The organism is Streptomyces sp. HUAS 31 (assembly GCF_028198125.1).
In the GTDB taxonomy this organism is placed as follows: Bacteria; Actinomycetota; Actinomycetes; order Streptomycetales; family Streptomycetaceae; genus Streptomyces; species Streptomyces chartreusis.
The window spans coordinates 1031766-1049096 of record NZ_CP116353.1; the positions used below are offsets into that span (position 1 = coordinate 1031766).

Below are 17331 nucleotides of genomic sequence, written 5' to 3' on the forward strand. Positions count from 1 at the left end.
GGAGCGTGGAAGCGCCATTCGCGTCACCCTGTGAGGTCCGACCCGCCCGATGACCGAGTGCAACGCAGCGTAGCCGACACCAAACCAGCAGGGAGTCAGCCCGCACCACCGAACCAACCCGAACCGCGCAACACAGACATGGCGCCTTACGCCACCAGCCAAGCCCACAAGACGGACCTCCTAGACCTGGCATAGGCGCGACACGCACACACCGGCCCCAAACTATGTTGTCCCACCACATGTGCGCCTCACCTGCGTGTTTCTACGGTGTGCCGACACCTACCCGTCCCCACCGCACACGAGGAAGTGGCGTACATGGCCTCCGCAACCACCGCTCCCCCACCACCCGGCAACCTCAAGCGCATCGTCGCCGCCAGCCTCATCGGCACCACCATCGAGTGGTACGACTTCTTCCTCTACGGATCGGCCGCCGCACTCGTCTTCAACAAGCTGTTCTTTCCGGACTCCGATCCCCTGGTCGGCACCTTGCTGTCGTTCCTGACCTACGCCGTCGGGTTCGCCGCGCGGCCGATCGGTGCGCTCGTGTTCGGGCATTACGGGGACCGGCTCGGGCGTAAGAAGCTGTTGGTGTTGAGCCTGCTGCTGATGGGTGGGGCCACCTTCGCGATCGGACTGTTGCCGACGCACGCGACCATCGGCTCCGCGGCGCCGGTGTTGCTGACCGTGCTGCGGCTGGTGCAGGGCTTCGCTCTCGGTGGTGAGTGGGGTGGGGCCGTGCTGCTGGTGTCGGAGCACGGGGACGCTCGGCGGCGCGGGTTCTGGGCCTCGTGGCCGCAGACGGGTGCGCCGGCGGGTCAGTTGCTCGCGACCGGTGTGTTGTCGCTGCTCACGGCCGTGCTGTCGGATAGTGCGTTTGGTAGCTGGGGCTGGCGGATACCGTTCCTGCTCTCCGGTGTGCTGGTGATCGTCGGTTTGTGGATTCGTCTGTCTGTCGATGAATCGCCAGTCTTCAAGCAGGCGTTGGCGCATGCCGAGGCACGCAAGTCGGCGCGTGCGGCCGACGCCGACGCCGGGGCCGAGAAGTTGCCGCTCGTCTCCGTGATGCGGCACCACTGGCGTGATGTTCTGGTGGCGATGGGCGCGCGTATGGCGGAGAACATCAGCTACTACGTCATCACCGCGTTCATCCTCGTGTACGCCACCACGTCGGCCGGCGTCTCCAAGCAGACGGCGCTCAACGCGGTCCTCATCGCCTCGGCCGTCCACTTCGCGGTCATCCCGGGCTGGGGCGCCCTGTCGGACCGGATCGGTCGCCGTCCCGTCTATCTGCTGGGTGCTGCCGGAGTGGGGCTTTGGATGTTCCCGTTCTTCTCGCTCATCGACACGGGCGGCTTCGGCAACCTGCTCCTCGCCGTGACCGTGGGACTCGTACTGCACGGCGCCATGTACGCGCCCCAGGCCGCCTTCTTCTCCGAGATGTTCGCGACGCGGATGCGCTACTCCGGTGCTTCGATCGGCGCCCAGTTCGCCTCGGTCGCGGCGGGCGCCCCGGCCCCGCTCATCGCCACCGCGCTGCTGGACGCGTACGGCAATTCCACCCCGATCGCCCTCTACGTCATCAGCGCGGCCGTCCTGACGCTCATCGCGGTCGGTGTCGCCAAGGAGACCCGTCACCGGGACCTGGCCGACGTGGAGCGCTCGGCAGGTGCGGAGCCCAAGGCGGCCCGGGCTGCCGACGCTCACACCGTCTGACGGTTCGCCTGTGAAGCCGTGGGAATCGGCCCCCGTACGCCCCGTGCGTACGGGGGTCAGCGCTGTGTCGGTGCCGACAACCGGTGCAGACGCAGGGCCAGTTGGATCTCCAGGACCCTCGCCGGGCTCTGCCAGTCCGCCCCGAGGAGACGGCCGACCCGCTCCAGGCGCTGCGCGACCGTGTTCACGTGGACGTGCAGGTCGTCCTTGGTGCGGGCCGGGCTCATACCGCAGGCGAAGTACGCGTCGAGGGTTTGCAGGAGGTCGGTACCGCGTCGTTCGTCGTAGGCGACGACCTGGCCGATCGTACGGTCGACGAAGCCTGCGATGTCCCGGTCGCCGGCCAGCAGCAGCCCCAGGAACCCGAAGTCCTCGGCAGCGGCGCCGTCGCCGGAGCGGCCCAGCAGCCGTAGCGCGTCGAGGCAGCGCCGGCTCTCGTCGTAGGCGGCGGCCACGGCCTCGGGGTGGGCGGCAGGTGCCTCCACCGGAGCGGAGGCACCGACGGTGACCGACTCCTGGACAGCCGTTCCCAGGTGGCGCGCCGTTCGGCGGGCCACGGCGGTGGCGGTGTCCCCTCCTTCGAGGGGCAGGACCAGTACCGTGCCGCCGTCGCGGGCGGCGGCCAGGCCGTGCCGGGTCGCGGCGAGGTGGGACGCGGCGGACCACAGGCGTCTGCGGGCGGACGCCTCCTGGTCGGCGTCGGCCGACGTGACGTCGAGGCGGGCGGCGAGGACGACGTGGGTTGCGTCGAGGTCGGCGTACAGCCGCGCCGCACGCTCGCGCAGCAGCCGCGGGTCGCGGTCGCGGGCGTCGAGGAGGTCGTCCAGCAGTTCGCCCCGGACCCGCTGTTCGGCCTCGGCAGCGGAACGTCGGGCGAGCAGGAGGAGAGAGGTGACGGTCGCGGCTCGTTCCAGCGTGCTCTGGTCCACGGGGTCGAGGCCGGGGTGGCCGCGCAGGACCAGCGCGCCGAGGAGTTCACCCCCTGCGACCACGGCTGCGATCCAGTCGTCGCCGTGCCGTACCGCGTGGCCCTCCGCTCGGGCCGCCTCCAGAGCTCTGGCGGGTGTGGCGGCCGCCTCCGTGAACTCGACCGTGCCGTCGAGGACTTGGGAGACGGCTGCGGCCACGTCGTGCACCCCACCGCCATGCAGCACGAGCTGGGCGAGCCGGTCGTGCACGTCCGAGGCGCGTTCGATGACTCCGCTGCGGTCCCGGATGATCTCGTTGGCCCGTTCCAGGTCGGCGAGGGCCGAGCGGGTCTCGGTGAGCAGGTTCGCGGTGTCGAGGGCGGCCGCTGCGAGAGCGGCGAAGGAGCCGAGCAACGCGATCTGCTCGCGCTCGAAGACCCGGGCGCGCCGGTCCGCCGCGAAGAGGACCCCGATGACATGGTGGCCCAGCGTCAGCGGCACCCCGAGGATGGCGACCAGCCCCTCGTCACGCACACCGGCGTCGATGGTGAGGGTGTGCTGGAAGCGGTCGTCCTTGAAGTAGTCGTCGGTGACATAGGGGCGGGCCGTCTGCGCGACGAGTCCGCCCAGGCCCTCCCCCATGCCGAGCCGGAGCTGCTGGAAGCGGGCGGCGACCGAGCCCTCGGTCACCCGCATGTAGGTGTCGCCCCGCGCCGGGTCGTTCAGGCTGAGATACGCCACGTCCGTACCGAGCAGGGACCGGGCGCGCTGCACGATCGCCTGGAGCACGGCGTCCAGGTCCCGCAGGCCGGCCAGGTCGTGGGCCGTCTCGAAGAGGGCCGACAGCTCAGCCTCGCGTCTGCGGCGTCCCTCCAGCTCGGAGCGGACGCGCAGCGCGAGCAGCTTGGCCTGTTCGAGGGCGACGATCCATTCGGTGGATCTGCCCTCGGCACGGGCCAGCAGCACCGGCTGTTCATAGGCGTCGGCGGACGCGCCCCTGGCCAGCAGCTCAAGGAACGGTGTCTCGGCGCTGCTCAGGGGCGCTCCGGCGGCGGCCGGTGAACGCTGGTCGGGGTGCATGTGATCGCGGGGCATACCGACAGGATTGCTCATCGCACCGCCACCCCGTCAGCCCTGTGGATAACTCGGATTTCCGCCGGCCCCTGCCGGTCAGTGCGCGGTCCAGCCACCGTCGAGCACGAGCGAGGTACCGGACACGAAGGAAGCGTGCGGGCTGCACAGATACGCCACGGCTTCGGCGACCTCCTCCGGTTCGATGAGCCGCTTGACCGCGCTGTCCTGCAACATCACCTCGGACACCACTCGCTCCTCGGGGATGCCGTGCGCTGTGGCCTGGTCGGCGATCTGCTTCTCGACTAGTGGAGTGCGCACATAGGCGGGGTTCACACAGTTCGAGGTGACGCCATGTGGTGCGCCCTCCAGGGCCGCGGTCTTGGAGAGTCCCTCAAGGCCGTGTTTGGCGGCCACATAGGCCGCCTTGAATGCCGAGGCCCGCAGCCCATGTACGGAGGACACATTGACGATCCGGCCCCAGCCCTGCCCATACATATGGGGCAGGGCTCCACGGATGAGCCGGAACGGCGCCTCCAGCATCACGGTGAGAACCGTGTGGAAGACGTCGGGCGGGAACTCCTCGATGGGGCGCACCAACTGCAACCCGGCGTTGTTCACCAGGACGTCGGTGCCGGCGGCGGCGAGCTCCGCGGCGTCCAGGTCGGTCAGATCCAGGACATGGGGTTCGACGGCGCCGGCGAGCCCGCGGGCCTGCTCGGCGAGCTCCTCCAGACCGGCGGCATCCCGGTCGACCGCTCTGACCTTGGCCCCTGCGGCCGCGAGCCGTAGCGCACAGGCGCGGCCGATGCCACCGGCAGCTCCGGTGACAAGGGCGGTACGGCCGCCGAGGTCGAGCGGGGAGGGCAAGGGCGAGCCTTGAGCCGGGAGGGTGTTGGGCGGGGTCATGGTTCGACCCTAGGCAGCGCCCCTGCCAGGCCACATATGGTCGCAACCCATACTTCAGTCCGTACTCATAGGCTCGAACCACGTGGGTTCATCGGCCAGTGCCTGCTTGATCCGAAATAGCTGGCGCTCCTCCATCTCGGGCAGCGAGTCCACCTCGTACCAGCCGACCTCGACCGACTCGTCGTCGTTCACCCGTGCCTCGCCGCCGACGGCACGGCAGCGGAAGGTGATGTCCATGAACTGGCACATGTCGCCGTTGGGATAGGTGACCTCACCGCTGGACCGAACGAGCACGACCCGCTCGGGGACGCACCGGACGCCCGTCTCCTCGTACACCTCCCGCACCGCGCAGGCCGCGGGCTGCTCGCCGGGGTCGGGGATGCCGTTGATCACCGTCCACTTGTGGTTGTCCGCGCGCTGCCCCAGCAGGACCCGTCCCTCGTCGTCGAAGACGACGGCGCTGATCCCGGGAAGCCACAGCAGTTGGTGACCAGCGGCGGCACGGATCGTACGAATGAAGTCAGGAGTAGCCATGTCCCCGACCCTAACGGGCCGGTGACGGCGCCCCCGGTTGGTTTCGCGGGCTTGCTACCAGCACGACCGGCAGGCGGTCCACGCGACGGACGCGACCGCCGCCTTTCGGCTACGCGTCCTCTTGCGGCTACGCGTCCGCGGCCCGCCGTGCGCGCATCCCGGCACCGATCGCCCAGCCGAGGCCGCCCGCTGCGATCAGCACCAGGGCGATCTCCGGCAGGATGCCGAGCCGGGTGGCAGGGGTCTCGCTGGAGCGCAGCGGGACCTTCTGGACGAGGGAGTCGGCCACGAACATGCCGGTCCGCTGTGTGATCCTGCCGTCCGGCATGATGATCGCGCTGACGCCGCTGGTCACCGGGACGGTGACCGTCCGGCTGTGCTCGACGGCGCGGACGCGGGACATGGCGAGCTGCTGGTAGGTCATCTCGCTGCGGTCGAAGGTGGCGTTGTTGCTCGGCACGGAGATCATCTGCGCACCGTCCACGACCTCGGAGCGGACCGCCCAGTCGAAGGCGGCTTCATAGCAGGTGACGAGACCGACCTTGGCGCCGTCCATGGTGAACACGCCCGGCTCGCTGCCGCGGCTGAAGTCCTGGCGGACCATCGAGGTCCAGTTCTCGTTGATCGCCCCGACGAGCGACCGTAGCGGCAGGTACTCGCCGAACGGCTGGATCTGCCGCTTGTCATAGGTGTCGACGGGGCCCTTCTCGGGGTCCCACAGGATCTGCTCGTTGAGCAGCTTGCCGTCCCGCTCGACCACGCCGCCCACCGAGATCGGCGCGCCGATCGCCTTGGCGGCCTTGTTGATGACGGCGCGGGCGTCGGCGTTGGCGAAGGGGTCGATGTCGGAGGAGTTCTCGGGCCACAGCACGAAGTCGGGCTGTTCGACCTTGCCCGCCTTGACCTCGGCGGCCAGGCGCTCGGTCTCGCGCGCGTGGTAGTCGAGTACGGCCCGTCGCTGGGCGTTGAAGTCGAGTCCCGCGCGCGGCACGTTGCCCTGGATGACGGCGACGGTCGCGGTGCCGTCCTCGGCCTTGTCGCTGACCAGTGGCCGCGCGGCCACGGCACCCACTACGGGCACGGCGACGCTGAGCAGGGCCACGGCCGCGGCGGACCGCTGCACGGCCCGGGTGCGCCGCCGCTCCACGGCCAGGCGTACGACCTCGTAGAGACCGAAGCCGCACAGGACGACCGCGAAGCCCAGCACCGGTGTGCCGCCCAGGGCCGCGAGCGGCAGAAAGACACCGTCGGCCTGGCCGAATGCGATCTTGCCCCAGGGGAAGCCGTTGAACGGCGCACGCGCGCGTGCCGCCTCTCCGGCGATCCAGAGCGCCGCCGCCCACACCGGCCAGCCCGGCAGCTTCGACACCGCGGCGACTCCCGCGCCCACCAGCGCGACGAAGACCGCTTCGATCACGACGAGCGCCAGCCAGGGTCCCGGGCCGACCTCCACACCGGTCCACACCAGCAGTGGCAGCAGGAAGCCGAGGCCGAAGAGATAGCCGAGGCCGAGGCCCGCCTTCCAGCTACGCCCTCGCAGTACCCAGCCGAAGACGGCGAAGGCGGGCAGGGCCAGCCACCACAGGGTGCGCGGCGGGAAGCTGACGTAGAGCAGCACTCCGGAGAGCGCAGCGGCGAGGGCCGGAACCAGGCGCACGAGTCGTGCCGCGCGCGAGACGGGCGCGGTCTGCGGGTCGAGCTGGTCCGACTCGTCCACGGAGGTTGCGGTGACGGTCACTCCGGGAGTGTACGGCGGTTGACCTTGGCACGGACAGCGCGGTCCGTCTCACGGGCGGGGCCCACGACACACGGCCGAGGGCACTGATTGCGACCTCGAATCGCCGCACGGCGAGATCCCACGCCGCACCGTTCCTGCACGACACGTCCACAAACCGGCCATAAGCCGTTACGGTATGCCGGAGCCTCATTCGTACCGGCCGGTCAGGTCCGGCTGGCCGAGGCTCCGTCACAGGTCGGGGGACCGGTTTCGGGGGGCGGGGTGGGTGTCGCAAGAATGACGTCCTCGGCAGGTCCGCAAGAGGACGGCGACAGACGAAACGTTTCTGATGCGGCGGGCGTCGTGGTGCTGGGAGCCTGCGCCGCCTGGGCGCTGATCTCCGCTGCCATGCACGACGGCCGCCCCGAGGGTGTGCTGCTCGCGATCCTCGCCGTGGCGGCCGGCTATGCCGCGGGCCGGATCGGCGGGGCGCTGCTTCCGGTGGCCGTACCCTGCGCCGCGGCTCTGGCCGGAGTGGGCCTGACGCTGACCGTTCCCCATCTGTCGCCCGGCCCGCAACTCGTCACGCCGCTGGGCCACGCGGGAGCCACCGCCGCGGTGCTGACGCTCGCGACCGGCGCTGCCTGCTGCGCCGCTTGGTCCGCCTCGGCGCCACTGCTGCGCCTGGCCCTGCGTCTGCTCGCCGGTGGGATCACGGTGACCGCGGCAGTCCTGGGCTCGACCAGCGGCTTCGTCACCTGTTCCGCCGTCCTGGTGTGCTCGCTCGCGGCCGGCCACCTCCGCCACCGCGGCGTGGGCATCGCGGGGCTGGCCCTGGCGGCGGCCTCGGTCACCGGCCTGATCTGGGCGGTCGCCGGGAACGTGGTGCCCGGCGGTCTGCTGACCTGGCTTCAGGGTCAGCTGACCGGGCACCGGATCCAGCTGTGGCAGGACGCGCTGCACCTGGCGCGCGAGGACCTCGCCCTGGGTGTGGGTCCTGGCCGCTTCGGCGAGCTCAGTTCGACGGCGACCGGGACGCTGTTGTCCGACGGCAAGCCGCACTCGGCACCTTTGCAGCAGGCTGCGGAACAGGGAGTCGTCGGCGTACTGCTGCTGGCGGCGGCCTTCTGCTGGATGCTGTTCGCTCTGTGGCGCACCGCCCGCCCCACCCCCGTAGCCCTCACCGCGGGTGCGGCACTCACCGCGCTGGCAGGCATCGCCGCGGTCGGCAATGCGCTCAGCTTCACCACGGTGTCCGTGGGAGCGGGCCTGCTGGCGGGGCTGGCTACAGCACGCCCGATCGCCGTCGAGTCGACGCAGCGCGAGGACGACGTACGCACGCGTGGCGACCAACTGGCTCCATGACCTGGCGTACGGCGCCGTTGCCCATGGCCATGCCCCCGCGGACCGCTGTGTTGTCCGCACACATGGGCCCAGCAGCCACCCTCACCCGCGGCAAGCAGTGCCCGACGAGCAACCGCGGGGCACCGACCGGCGACCAGCAACCAGCAACCAGCAACCAGCCCAGTGAAACGCCAACGCCGATCCCCGCCCGGCAGCCAGCCCCAGCTCAGTGAACCGTGCCGACCTTCCGAGTCCGCAAGCGTTCCTCGATGACCCCCACCGCCGCCTCCGCGTCATCCACGGTGACGGTGAACGTGTGGCCGTCACCCAACCGCAGTACCAGGCCCTCACCCCGCCTTACGACAACGGCGGTGCCCTTCTCGGGACGCCACCGGTAACCCCAGCCACCCCAGTGGCGCGGAGTGACCAGTGGAACGAACTCGGCGCCGACGACCTCGGACAAGGGGATACGGCGGCGCGGCACACCGATGTGGCCGCAGCGCACCTCGAGGCACTCCTGGTCGACCTTCAGGGCCACGTGCACGAACGCCAGGGTGCCGAAGAGAACCAGCAGTCCGGCGGCGATACAGCCCACGACGGCCATGACGAGGGGGGCGACACCGCCGGTCCACGGCGAGTCGACGGCCAGCTCGACTCCGAGCGCCATACAGGCGGCGCCAACGAGCGCCAGCAACCACTGGACCCGGTTGGTCGCGCGCCCGGTCCACACATCAGGATGCGGCTTCCTGCCGTGGGGGTGGTCCCTCATGGCTATGAGGTTACTCAGGATTCGCTGCGTTGGTACCTCGTGGCCCAGGGTGACTCCGCCGACCGGAGCACAGCGGATCCGCGCCGTCCGTCACGTCCGCCGGCTCATGTCCGCGGGCGGTGATCGTCGGTCACTGCGCGGGGCTGACCGCGTGGAGAAGGCGACCCTCCGCGTAGGCCAGGGCGGGCTCGGGGAGCTTGCCCTCGCGGCCGCTCAGCAGCACGGTCAAGGTGCCCTTCGCCTCCGCCCCGGGGGCGGGCTGCTCGCCGAGCCGACGGAGGGCCTGCGCGGCGACCGCTCCTGCGGAGCCGTGCAGTACGAGCGGCGGGAAGTCGGGGCGCTGGACGGCGGCGCGGATGCGCTCGGCGACGAGTTCGTAGTGGGTGCAGCCCAGGACTACGGTCGTCACGTCCAGCGGGGTGAGGGCGGCGGCCGCGGTGACGGCGGCGTCGATCGCCGACTCGTCCGCGTGCTCGACCGCCTCGGCGAGTCCGAAGCAGGGCACTTCGGTGACGGTCACGCCGTCGGCGAAGTCGTTGATCAGCCCGCGCTGGTAGGGGCTGCCGGTGGTGGCGGGGGTGGCCCAGATCGCGACGGGGCCGCCGCCGGCCGCGGCCGGCTTGATGGCCGGGACGGTGCCGACGACCGGTATGGCGGGTTCGAGGCGCGCGCGGAGGGTGGGCAGCGCGTGCACGGTCGCGGTGTTGCAGCCGATGATCAGGGCGTCGGGCCGGTGCGCCGCGGCGGCGTCGGCGACGGCCACGGCGCGCCGGGTGAGGTCTTCGGGAGTCCTGGGACCCCAGGGCATGCCGTCAGGGTCGAGTGAGAGCACGAGATCTGCGTCGGGTCGCAGCCGCCGTACCGCGGCGGTGGCCGCGAGCAAGCCGATTCCGGAGTCCATCAGCGCGATCTTCACCCGGCCACGATAGACGATGGGCCCTTGCGGGCCGCTCCCGTGGGGCAGACTGCGCGGGTGAGCGCCTTCGCGTGGACCGCCGCCGGATCACTCGCCGCCTGGCTGTGGCTGCTGCTCTGTCAGGGCTTTTTCTGGCGTACGGATGTCAGGCTCCCGCAGCGGACCCGGCCGGACGAGTGGCCGTCTGTCTGCGTCGTCGTGCCGGCGCGCGACGAGGCCGCGGTGCTCGCGCTGAGCCTGCCGTCGCTGCTCGCCCAGGACTACCCGGGGCGGGCCGAGATCTTCCTGATCGACGACGGCAGTTCGGACGGCACCGGGGAGCTGGCGCGTGAGCTCGCGCGCCGCCATGGAGGGCTGCCGCTGACGGTGGACTCCCCCGGCGAGCCGCCCGCGGGCTGGACGGGCAAGCTGTGGGCGGTGCGGCACGGCATCGGCCTGGCACGCGCGCATGACCCCGAGTACCTCCTTCTTACGGACGCCGACATCGCGCACGCGCCCGACAGCCTGCGCGAGCTGGTCGCGGCAGCGCGCTCCGGTGGCTTCGACGCGGTCTCACAGATGGCGCGGCTGCGGGTGGAGAGCCTGTGGGAGCGGCTGGTCGTGCCTGCCTTCGTGTACTTCTTCGCGCAGCTCTATCCGTTCCGTCGGATCGGTAGGAAGGGGTCTCGGACTGCGGCCGCCGCGGGTGGCTGTGTCCTGCTGCGGGCCGAGGCTGCGGAACGGGCGCGGATCCCGGACGCCATCCGGCATGCCGTCATCGACGACGTGGCGCTCGCGCGGGCCGTCAAGGGCGGTGGCGGCCACATCTGGCTGGGGCTGGCCGAGCGGGTGGACAGCGTGCGGCCGTATCCGCGGCTCGGTGACCTGTGGCGGATGGTGTCGCGGAGCGCGTACGCGCAGCTCAGGCACAATCCGGTGGTGCTGGCCGGGACGGTCGCCGGGCTCGCGCTGGTGTATCTGGTGCCGCCCGCGGCGCTCGTCGTGGGTCTGGCGGGCGGGGACACGGCGACGGCGGTCTGCGGCGGTCTGGCGTGGGTTGTGATGACGGGGACGTACGTCCCGATGCTCCGTTACTACGGGCAGCCGCTGTGGCTCGCTCCCCTGCTGCCGTTCACCGCGTTCCTCTATCTCCTGATGACGGTCGATTCCGCGGTGCAGCACTACAGGGGGCGCGGTGCGGCCTGGAAGGGCCGCACCTACGCACGTCCGGACGCGCTGCCCGAGGAGGGGTGACTACTTGCGGCCGGGGGTCCAGTTCATGCCCCAGCCGTAGGCGTAGTCGACCGTGCGCTGCGGGCTGACGCCGCGCTCGGGGACCAGGTAGCGGGCCTCGCGCTGGACGATCAGGTCGTCGCCGGTGTTGGTGATCAGGGCGAGGGCGCACACCGTGGAGGGGACCGTGCACTCGTCGAGGGAGAAGTCGATCGGGGCGCCGTGCTGCGGTGTGAGGGTGACCGTGGCGTGCAGGTCGGCGAAGGAGCGCGCGCCCTGGTAGATGGTGACGAAGACCAGGATGCGGCGGAAGGCGCGCTGCTGGTCGAGGTTGACGGTGAGGTTCTCGCCGCCGGCCACGGCACCGGTGCGGTCGTCGCCGTCGAGGTGGATGTACGGGGGCTGGTGCAGGGCGCCGTAGGCGTTGCCGAGGGACTGGATCACGCCCTTGCTGCCGTCGGTCAGCTCGTACAGGGCGCACAGGTCGAGGTCGAGGTCATTGTGCATGGCGACGGGGCGGCCCAGCTTGCTCGCCCAGCCCGAGAACTGCTTGCGCACCTGCCAGTTGAGGTTCACGCGCATGGCGCCCGAGGTGCCGCCCTGCTTGGTCAGCGAGACCGCGGGGGCCGCCTTGGTGAGTGTGACCTTGCTCAGACTGACCGGCGCCGACTGGGGCGTGGGCGGGGGGACCGGCGGCATGGCGGGCGGAGGCGGGGCCATCGTGGGGGTCGGCGGTGCGGCCGGCGCTGCCGTGGGTGCCGCCTGCTGGGGTTCGTCGACCGTGATGCCGTAGTCGGTGGCCAGGCCCTCCAGGCCGCTGCTGTAGCCCTGGCCGACGGCGCGGAACTTCCAGGCGCCCTGACGGCGGTAGAACTCGCCGAGGACGAAAGCGGTTTCGACGTCGGCGCCGGTGCTGTCGAAGCGGGCGACGACGGTCCCCTGGGCCGCGTCCTTGACCTCGATGTAGAGGCCGGGCACCCGGCCGAACGAGCCGCCGTCCGCGGAGGCGGCGAGGATGACGGTCTCGATGGCGGGCTCCACGCGCGCGAGGTCGACGTGAATGCTGTCGGTCACCTGCCCGCCGGCGTCCCTCTTGCCCTCGTGCCGGACCGCGCCGGAGGAGTGCGCGGGCTGGTTGTAGAAGACGAAGTCGGCGTCGGAGCGGACCTTTCCGCCGACGAGCAACAGTGCGGAGGCGTCCGCGTCGGGTACTCCCGGTCCGGAGCGCCAGCCCAATTCGACCCGCAGTGCCGTCGTCGGCACCGGAACATTCGATCCCTTCGGCATTGACATGTCCGCCCCCATCACCGGCTCACGGCGCCAGGCATGTCCCGGCAGCTCATTGGGTTCTTGTACAGGGTCAACCTATTCCGCGCGACATCGAAGTCCCACGAGGGGCGTGGAAACACCCGTGGTCAACCCCCGGTAACCCGCCCGGACTCGGCATTTACACGATCCGAGCGCGGATTGGCGTCCCTTTTTGCCAAGTTCGCTCGCATTGGGGATCCGGCGTCACTGCGGACACATAAAACAACCCTCTTATCGGTCTCCCCAACCAGCACATCGTGGGCTTACCTTATGTGCCATGACCTCCCCCCGCTCCACCTATGGCGGCGGCTACTACTCCGCCTCCTTCCCGGACACCCCGATCTACGACAGGCTCGTCGCCGAGCGGGGCACCCCGCAGATCGCCCCGATCCGGGTCCCCGCCGCGTACGACATGCCGGGCAGCAACCTGCCTGCCCTGCCGTCGGCACTGCCCGCCCTCCCGGCGGCACCGTCCCAGCCCTCCTACGGTTATCCGCAGGCGCAGCAGCCGGCTCCGCTCCAGCAGGCGCCCGCGGCCTACATCCCGCAGCAGGCGGCCCCGCGCGGCTACCCGGGTCCGCAGCAGGCTCAGCAGCCACGGCCGGTGGCCCCCGGCGGCATGGGTTACGAGGCGATGCGCCCCGCGGCTCCGCGTCCCGCCCCGGCTCCCTATCAGGACCCGTACAACAACCAGCAGTACCGCGGCTACTGATCCGCTCCCCACGGGGCTGTCGGTGCCACCTGGCACGATGGCTCCATGGGGCACGCACAGCTGCAGTCGGTTCACGTTCATCCGGTCAAGGCGTTCCGGGGCACAGCGCTCCGGGAAGCCGTCGTGGAGCCCTGGGGGCCGGCCGGAGATCGACGCTGGATGCTGATCGACGTCGGGGGAAAGGTCGTTACGCAGCGCCAGCAACCGCGTCTGGCGCTGGCCGCCGCCGGGCTGCTGCCCGGCGGCGGCGTTCTGCTGAGCGCGCCCGGCATGGAGCCGCTGAGCGTGCCCGTGCCGAGCAGGGTCGGCACCGTTCCCGTGGAGATCTTCCGCGACAAGGTCGACGCGGTCCTCGCCGAGGACGACGCCGTGCATGCCTGGTGCAGCACCTATCTCGGCGCCGATGTGCGCCTCGTCCACATGCCCCATCCCGGCACGTGCCGGCCCGTCGACCCGGAGTACGCCCTGCCGGGTGAGACGGTCAGCTTCGCCGACGGCTATCCCCTGCTGCTCACCTCGACGGCCTCGCTCGACGCTCTCAATTCCCTGATCGCGCAGGGTGACCACGCGCACGAGGGCCCACTGCCCATGAACCGTTTCCGGCCGAACGTCGTCGTGTCGGGCACCGCAGCCTGGGCCGAGGACGACTGGTCGCGCCTCTCCATCGGCGAGGTCGCCTTCCGCGTGCCCAAGATGTGCGGGCGCTGCGTCGTGACGACCACCGACCAGGGCACCGCCGAGCGCGGCAGGGAGCCCCTGCTCACGCTCGGCAGACATCGCCGCATCGGCGGCAAGCTGGTGTTCGGCCAGAATCTGGTGCCCCTGAACCGCGGCACGATCCGGGTCGGCGATACCGTCACCATCCTCGATTGAGGAAGATCCCCGCGACGTCGACCGGGCGGGAACCACGGCCCGGGGTCCATGCGTTGGGCCTTTTGTGAGAACTTCCTGAGAGGGCCCGACTCAGGTGATTTCGCTCTCTCTTCGGCGGGGCCCCCGGGTGAACGGCTCCGCCACGGGTTATCACGGAGGCGGGAAGGGGGTGGCCGGCGATGCGGGCGATCAGCGGACTCTGGCGTTGGCGGCACAATCCGCTGCGTCGGGCGACCGATCTGGCCGAGGCCTGGGTCGCTCTCGCGGCCCTGCTGCTGATCCTGGTCGTGACGCCCTTGGTGGGCTCCTTCGTCGGCGGCCTGGCCCAGGGCGCCTTGCAGAGTTCCGTACGTGAACAGCGCGCGTCCCGGCACCTGGTGACGGCGACGGTGGTCCGCAGGGTGCCAGGCTCCTCGCTGGACGTGGACCCCGAGTCGGCCACCGGGCGGGACAAGCGCACCCGGGTCCTGGCCGACTGGACCGCACCGGACGGCACCCTGCACCAGGGCCGGGTGATGACGAGCCTCGACAGACCCGAGCCGGGCGACCGCTTCCGGATGTGGACGGACCGGCAGGGCCGAACCGTGGCCCGCCCGCTGGACGCCGCGACGGCGGCGACGCACGCCGTGATCGCCGGGGTCGGCGCGGCCCTGCTGGCGGCCGGGCTCATCGAGGGCGTCAGACGGCTGATCGTGTGGCGCATGGTCCGTCTCCGGTACGACCGTTGGGACCAGGCCTGGGACAAAGCAGGGCCGGACTGGGGGCGGACCGGCACCGGCAGTTGACGGCCTTCCGGCTCTGGTCAACCCACCGCCCGCGCGCACGCTACGGTGGACCGGCCGTACTCTTCGGCAGCAGAACCCGCGTACTACGAGGTGGGGGCACGTCAACGCCATGGCACAGGGCACGGTCCAGGTGACGCACACCGGCACATCGCGGTGGCGGCGCCGCACGGGTGAGTACGCGTCGCTCGCCGCCGCCCTGGAGGCCGCGGCCGACGGTGACGTCCTCACCGTCGCGCCCGGCACCTACCGGGAGAACCTCGTCGTCCAGCGGGCGGTGACCCTGCGCGGCCCCGAGGGCTCCCCCGGCTCGGTGCGCATCGCACCCGTGGACGGTGTGCCGCTGACGGTGCGTGCCTCGGCGGTGGTCCAGGACCTGCACGTGGAGGGCCAGGACGCGGCGGCGCCCGCGCTGCTCGTCGAGGAGGGCACGCCGGAGCTGACGGACGTTCGGATCGTCACGCGGTCCGCTGCGGGGATCGAGGTGCGCGGTGGTGCGCGGCCGACCGTGCGGCGCTGCACCGTCGACAACCCCGCGGGCATCGGCATCGCCGTACTCGACGGCGGGGGCGGTGTGTTCGAGGAGTGCGAGGTCGTCGCGGCCGGGCAGGCGGGCATCGCCGTGCGTGGCGGGGGCCACCCCCGCCTGGAGCGCTGCCGGGTGCACCACGCATCCGGCTCGGGGCTGACGGCGACCGGCGAGAACTCCGCCCTGGAAGCAGTCGGTTGCGAGGTCTACGAGGTCCGGGGCTCGGGTGTCCAGGTCACCGGACGGGCCACCGCCCATCTCACCGACTGCGATGTGCACCGGACCACGGCCGACGGTGTCACCCTCGACACCGACGCGGTGCTGACGCTGGCGGACTGCCGTATCCACGACATCCCGGAGAACGCGGTCGACCTGCGCTCCCGCTCCGTGCTGACGCTGACCCGCACGACGGTGCGTCAGTTCGGGCGCAACGGCCTGTCGGTGTGGGATCCGGGCACGCGCGTGGACGCGAACCAGTGCGAGATCTTCGACAGCACGGGCGACTACCCGGCGGTGTGGGTCAGCGACGGTGCGACCGCCGTCCTGGACTCGTGCCGGGTGCACGACGTGCCGGACGCGCTGTTCGTCCTCGACCGCGGCTCGCGCGCGGACGTCGTCGACAGTGACCTTTCGCAGGTGCGCAACACGGCCGTGTCGGTGAGCGACGGGGCGACCGCGCAGCTCGACGACTGCCGGATCCGGGACGCGGCGACCGGCGCCTGGTTCCGCGACCACGGCAGCGGCGGCACCCTCAACAACTGCACCGTGGACGGCACGCAGACCGGCGTGATCGTCACCAAGGGTGCCGACCCCACTATCGAGCGCTGCACGGTCGAGTCCCCCGCAGAAGCCGGGTTCTACGTCTCCGCGGGCGGCCGCGGCACGTTCCTGAACTGCCGGGTCAGGGGCAGCGCCGGCTACGGCTTCCATGTGATCGACGGCTGCCGTACGACGCTGCGGAAGTGCCGTACGGAGCGGTGTGCGCGCGGCGGTTACGAGTTCGCGGACGGCGGCCCGGACGCAGCGTCCGGGGCGGGCCCGGACGTGGAGGACTGCACCAGCGACGAGAGCGCGGGCCTCAGGCAGCCGGCTCCGGCGCCGGAGCCCGTCGTGCAGACGGCCAACCAGTCCACCGGCCTCCTCGGCGCCATCCCCGGCCAGCGCACCACCGAGCAGGAGCCGCTGATCGCCGCCGCCGAGGCCGAGCAGCCGACGCGGACCTCCAAGGCCGTCCTCGGTGAACTGGACGCCCTGGTGGGCCTGGACAGCGTCAAGCGCGAGGTGCGCGCCCTCACCGACATGATCGAGGTGGGCCGGCGTCGTCAGCAGGCCGGTCTCAAGGCGGCGTCCGTCAAGCGCCATCTGGTCTTCACCGGCTCCCCCGGTACCGGCAAGACGACGGTCGCCCGCCTCTACGGCGAGATCCTCGCCTCCCTCGGCGTCCTGGAGAAGGGCCACCTGATCGAGGTGTCCCGCGTCGACCTGGTCGGCGAGCACATCGGCTCCACCGCGATCCGCACGCAGGAGGCCTTCGACAAGGCGCGCGGCGGTGTGCTGTTCATCGACGAGGCGTACGCGCTGTCGCCGGAGGACTCGGGCCGGGACTTCGGCAAGGAGGCCATCGACACGCTGGTGAAGCTGATGGAGGACCACCGGGACGCGGTCGTGGTGATCGTGGCCGGCTACACCGCCGAGATGGAGCGCTTCCTGTCGGTCAATCCCGGTGTGGCGTCCCGCTTCTCACGGACCATCACCTTCAGCGACTACGGCCCCGAGGAGCTGCTGCGGATCGTGGAACAGCAGGCCGAGGAGCACGAGTACCGGCTCGGTCCGGGGCTCTCGGAGGCCCTGCAGAAGTACTTCACGGCGATCCCCAAGGGCCCCGCGTTCGGCAACGGCCGCACGGCGCGCCAGACCTTCGAGGCGATGGTGGAACGGCACGCGAGCCGGGTCGCCCAGCTGGAGGAGCCCAGCACGGACGACCTGACGCTGCTCTACTCCGACGATCTCCCCGAGCTGCCCTGACGACAACGC

The 17331-nt window shown here is 71.2% G+C and carries 14 protein-coding genes; 7 read left to right on the forward strand and 7 right to left on the reverse strand.

Translation table 11 applies throughout. The annotated features are described in order from the left end of the window. Positions 1-315: 315 nt before the first annotated feature. Positions 316-1713: an MFS transporter gene (locus tag PGH47_RS04370; RefSeq protein WP_271662315.1), complete on the forward strand. Its 1398-nt coding sequence runs from the start codon at positions 316-318 to the stop codon at positions 1711-1713. A 56-nt stretch (positions 1714-1769) separates the two neighbouring features. Here the strand turns inward: PGH47_RS04370 and PGH47_RS04375 are convergent, their stop codons facing one another. From PGH47_RS04375 to lnt, 4 genes are all read right to left on the reverse strand, one after another. Beyond that, positions 1770-3716, reverse strand: coding sequence for a helix-turn-helix domain-containing protein (locus tag PGH47_RS04375; RefSeq protein WP_376055022.1), 1947 nt, complete (start codon positions 3714-3716; stop codon positions 1770-1772). Between the two features lie 75 nt (positions 3717-3791). After that, complete coding sequence (locus tag PGH47_RS04380; RefSeq protein WP_271662316.1) at positions 3792-4601, reverse strand: 3-hydroxybutyrate dehydrogenase; 810 nt, start codon at positions 4599-4601, stop codon at positions 3792-3794. Between the two features lie 54 nt (positions 4602-4655). Next, positions 4656-5135 (reverse strand): NUDIX hydrolase, encoded by a 480-nt coding sequence (locus PGH47_RS04385; RefSeq protein ID WP_107911517.1) that lies wholly within the window; start codon positions 5133-5135, stop codon positions 4656-4658. A 127-nt stretch (positions 5136-5262) separates the two neighbouring features. Beyond that, positions 5263-6873, reverse strand: coding sequence for an apolipoprotein N-acyltransferase (gene lnt / locus PGH47_RS04390; RefSeq protein WP_271662317.1), 1611 nt, complete (start codon positions 6871-6873; stop codon positions 5263-5265). 276 nt (positions 6874-7149) lie between these two features. On the opposite strand from lnt, the gene PGH47_RS04395 reads away from it, so the two are divergent. Then, complete coding sequence (locus tag PGH47_RS04395; protein WP_271662318.1) at positions 7150-8217, forward strand: O-antigen ligase family protein; 1068 nt, start codon at positions 7150-7152, stop codon at positions 8215-8217. A gap of 205 nt (positions 8218-8422) precedes the next feature. Here the strand turns inward: PGH47_RS04395 and PGH47_RS04400 are convergent, their stop codons facing one another. Both PGH47_RS04400 and PGH47_RS04405 read right to left on the reverse strand, forming a co-directional pair. Next, on the reverse strand, positions 8423-8965 hold the full coding sequence (locus PGH47_RS04400; protein ID WP_107911523.1) for a hypothetical protein: 543 nt from the start codon (positions 8963-8965) through the stop codon (positions 8423-8425). 130 nt (positions 8966-9095) lie between these two features. Further along, positions 9096-9881, reverse strand: a complete 786-nt coding sequence (locus PGH47_RS04405; RefSeq protein WP_271662319.1) for a glutamate racemase — start codon at positions 9879-9881, stop codon at positions 9096-9098. A gap of 57 nt (positions 9882-9938) precedes the next feature. On the opposite strand from PGH47_RS04405, the gene PGH47_RS04410 reads away from it, so the two are divergent. Next, on the forward strand, positions 9939-11114 hold the full coding sequence (locus PGH47_RS04410; protein WP_271662320.1) for a glycosyltransferase: 1176 nt from the start codon (positions 9939-9941) through the stop codon (positions 11112-11114). Here PGH47_RS04410 and PGH47_RS04415 read toward each other — a convergent pair whose 3' ends face one another. Then, positions 11115-12380, reverse strand: coding sequence for a TerD family protein (locus tag PGH47_RS04415; protein WP_271662321.1), 1266 nt, complete (start codon positions 12378-12380; stop codon positions 11115-11117). Positions 12381-12678: 298 nt separating this feature from the next. Here PGH47_RS04415 and PGH47_RS04420 point away from each other — a divergent pair, with 298 nt between their 5' ends. The 4 genes from PGH47_RS04420 (at position 12679) to PGH47_RS04435 (ending at position 17322) form a co-directional block, all read left to right on the forward strand. Then, complete coding sequence (locus PGH47_RS04420) at positions 12679-13113, forward strand: DUF6643 family protein (protein WP_271662322.1); 435 nt, start codon at positions 12679-12681, stop codon at positions 13111-13113. Between the two features lie 45 nt (positions 13114-13158). Continuing rightward, complete coding sequence (locus PGH47_RS04425) at positions 13159-13986, forward strand: MOSC domain-containing protein (RefSeq protein WP_271662323.1); 828 nt, start codon at positions 13159-13161, stop codon at positions 13984-13986. Positions 13987-14165: 179 nt separating this feature from the next. After that, positions 14166-14771, forward strand: coding sequence for an Rv1733c family protein (locus tag PGH47_RS04430; RefSeq protein WP_271662324.1), 606 nt, complete (start codon positions 14166-14168; stop codon positions 14769-14771). Between the two features lie 109 nt (positions 14772-14880). Next, the gene (locus PGH47_RS04435) at positions 14881-17322 is read left to right on the forward strand and encodes a right-handed parallel beta-helix repeat-containing protein (protein ID WP_271662325.1); all 2442 of its coding nucleotides are present in this window, start codon (positions 14881-14883) and stop codon (positions 17320-17322) included. Positions 17323-17331: the final 9 nt, after the last annotated feature.

Excerpts from the sequence above, each read along its gene's own strand:
- PGH47_RS04370 (WP_271662315.1), top strand. The coding sequence starts at position 316 with ATGGCCTCCGCAACCACCGCTCCCCCACCACCCGGCAACCTCAAGCGC.
- PGH47_RS04375 (WP_376055022.1), bottom strand. The coding sequence starts at position 3,716 with ATGCCCCGCGATCACATGCACCCCGACCAGCGTTCACCGGCCGCCGCC.
- PGH47_RS04380 (WP_271662316.1), bottom strand. The coding sequence starts at position 4,601 with ATGACCCCGCCCAACACCCTCCCGGCTCAAGGCTCGCCCTTGCCCTCC.
- PGH47_RS04385 (WP_107911517.1), bottom strand. The coding sequence starts at position 5,135 with ATGGCTACTCCTGACTTCATTCGTACGATCCGTGCCGCCGCTGGTCAC.
- PGH47_RS04395 (WP_271662318.1), top strand. The coding sequence starts at position 7,150 with ATGACGTCCTCGGCAGGTCCGCAAGAGGACGGCGACAGACGAAACGTT.
- PGH47_RS04400 (WP_107911523.1), bottom strand. The coding sequence starts at position 8,965 with ATGAGGGACCACCCCCACGGCAGGAAGCCGCATCCTGATGTGTGGACC.
- PGH47_RS04415 (WP_271662321.1), bottom strand. The coding sequence starts at position 12,380 with ATGCCGAAGGGATCGAATGTTCCGGTGCCGACGACGGCACTGCGGGTC.
- PGH47_RS04420 (WP_271662322.1), top strand. The coding sequence starts at position 12,679 with ATGACCTCCCCCCGCTCCACCTATGGCGGCGGCTACTACTCCGCCTCC.
- PGH47_RS04425 (WP_271662323.1), top strand. The coding sequence starts at position 13,159 with ATGGGGCACGCACAGCTGCAGTCGGTTCACGTTCATCCGGTCAAGGCG.
- PGH47_RS04430 (WP_271662324.1), top strand. The coding sequence starts at position 14,166 with ATGCGGGCGATCAGCGGACTCTGGCGTTGGCGGCACAATCCGCTGCGT.
- PGH47_RS04435 (WP_271662325.1), top strand. The coding sequence starts at position 14,881 with ATGGCACAGGGCACGGTCCAGGTGACGCACACCGGCACATCGCGGTGG.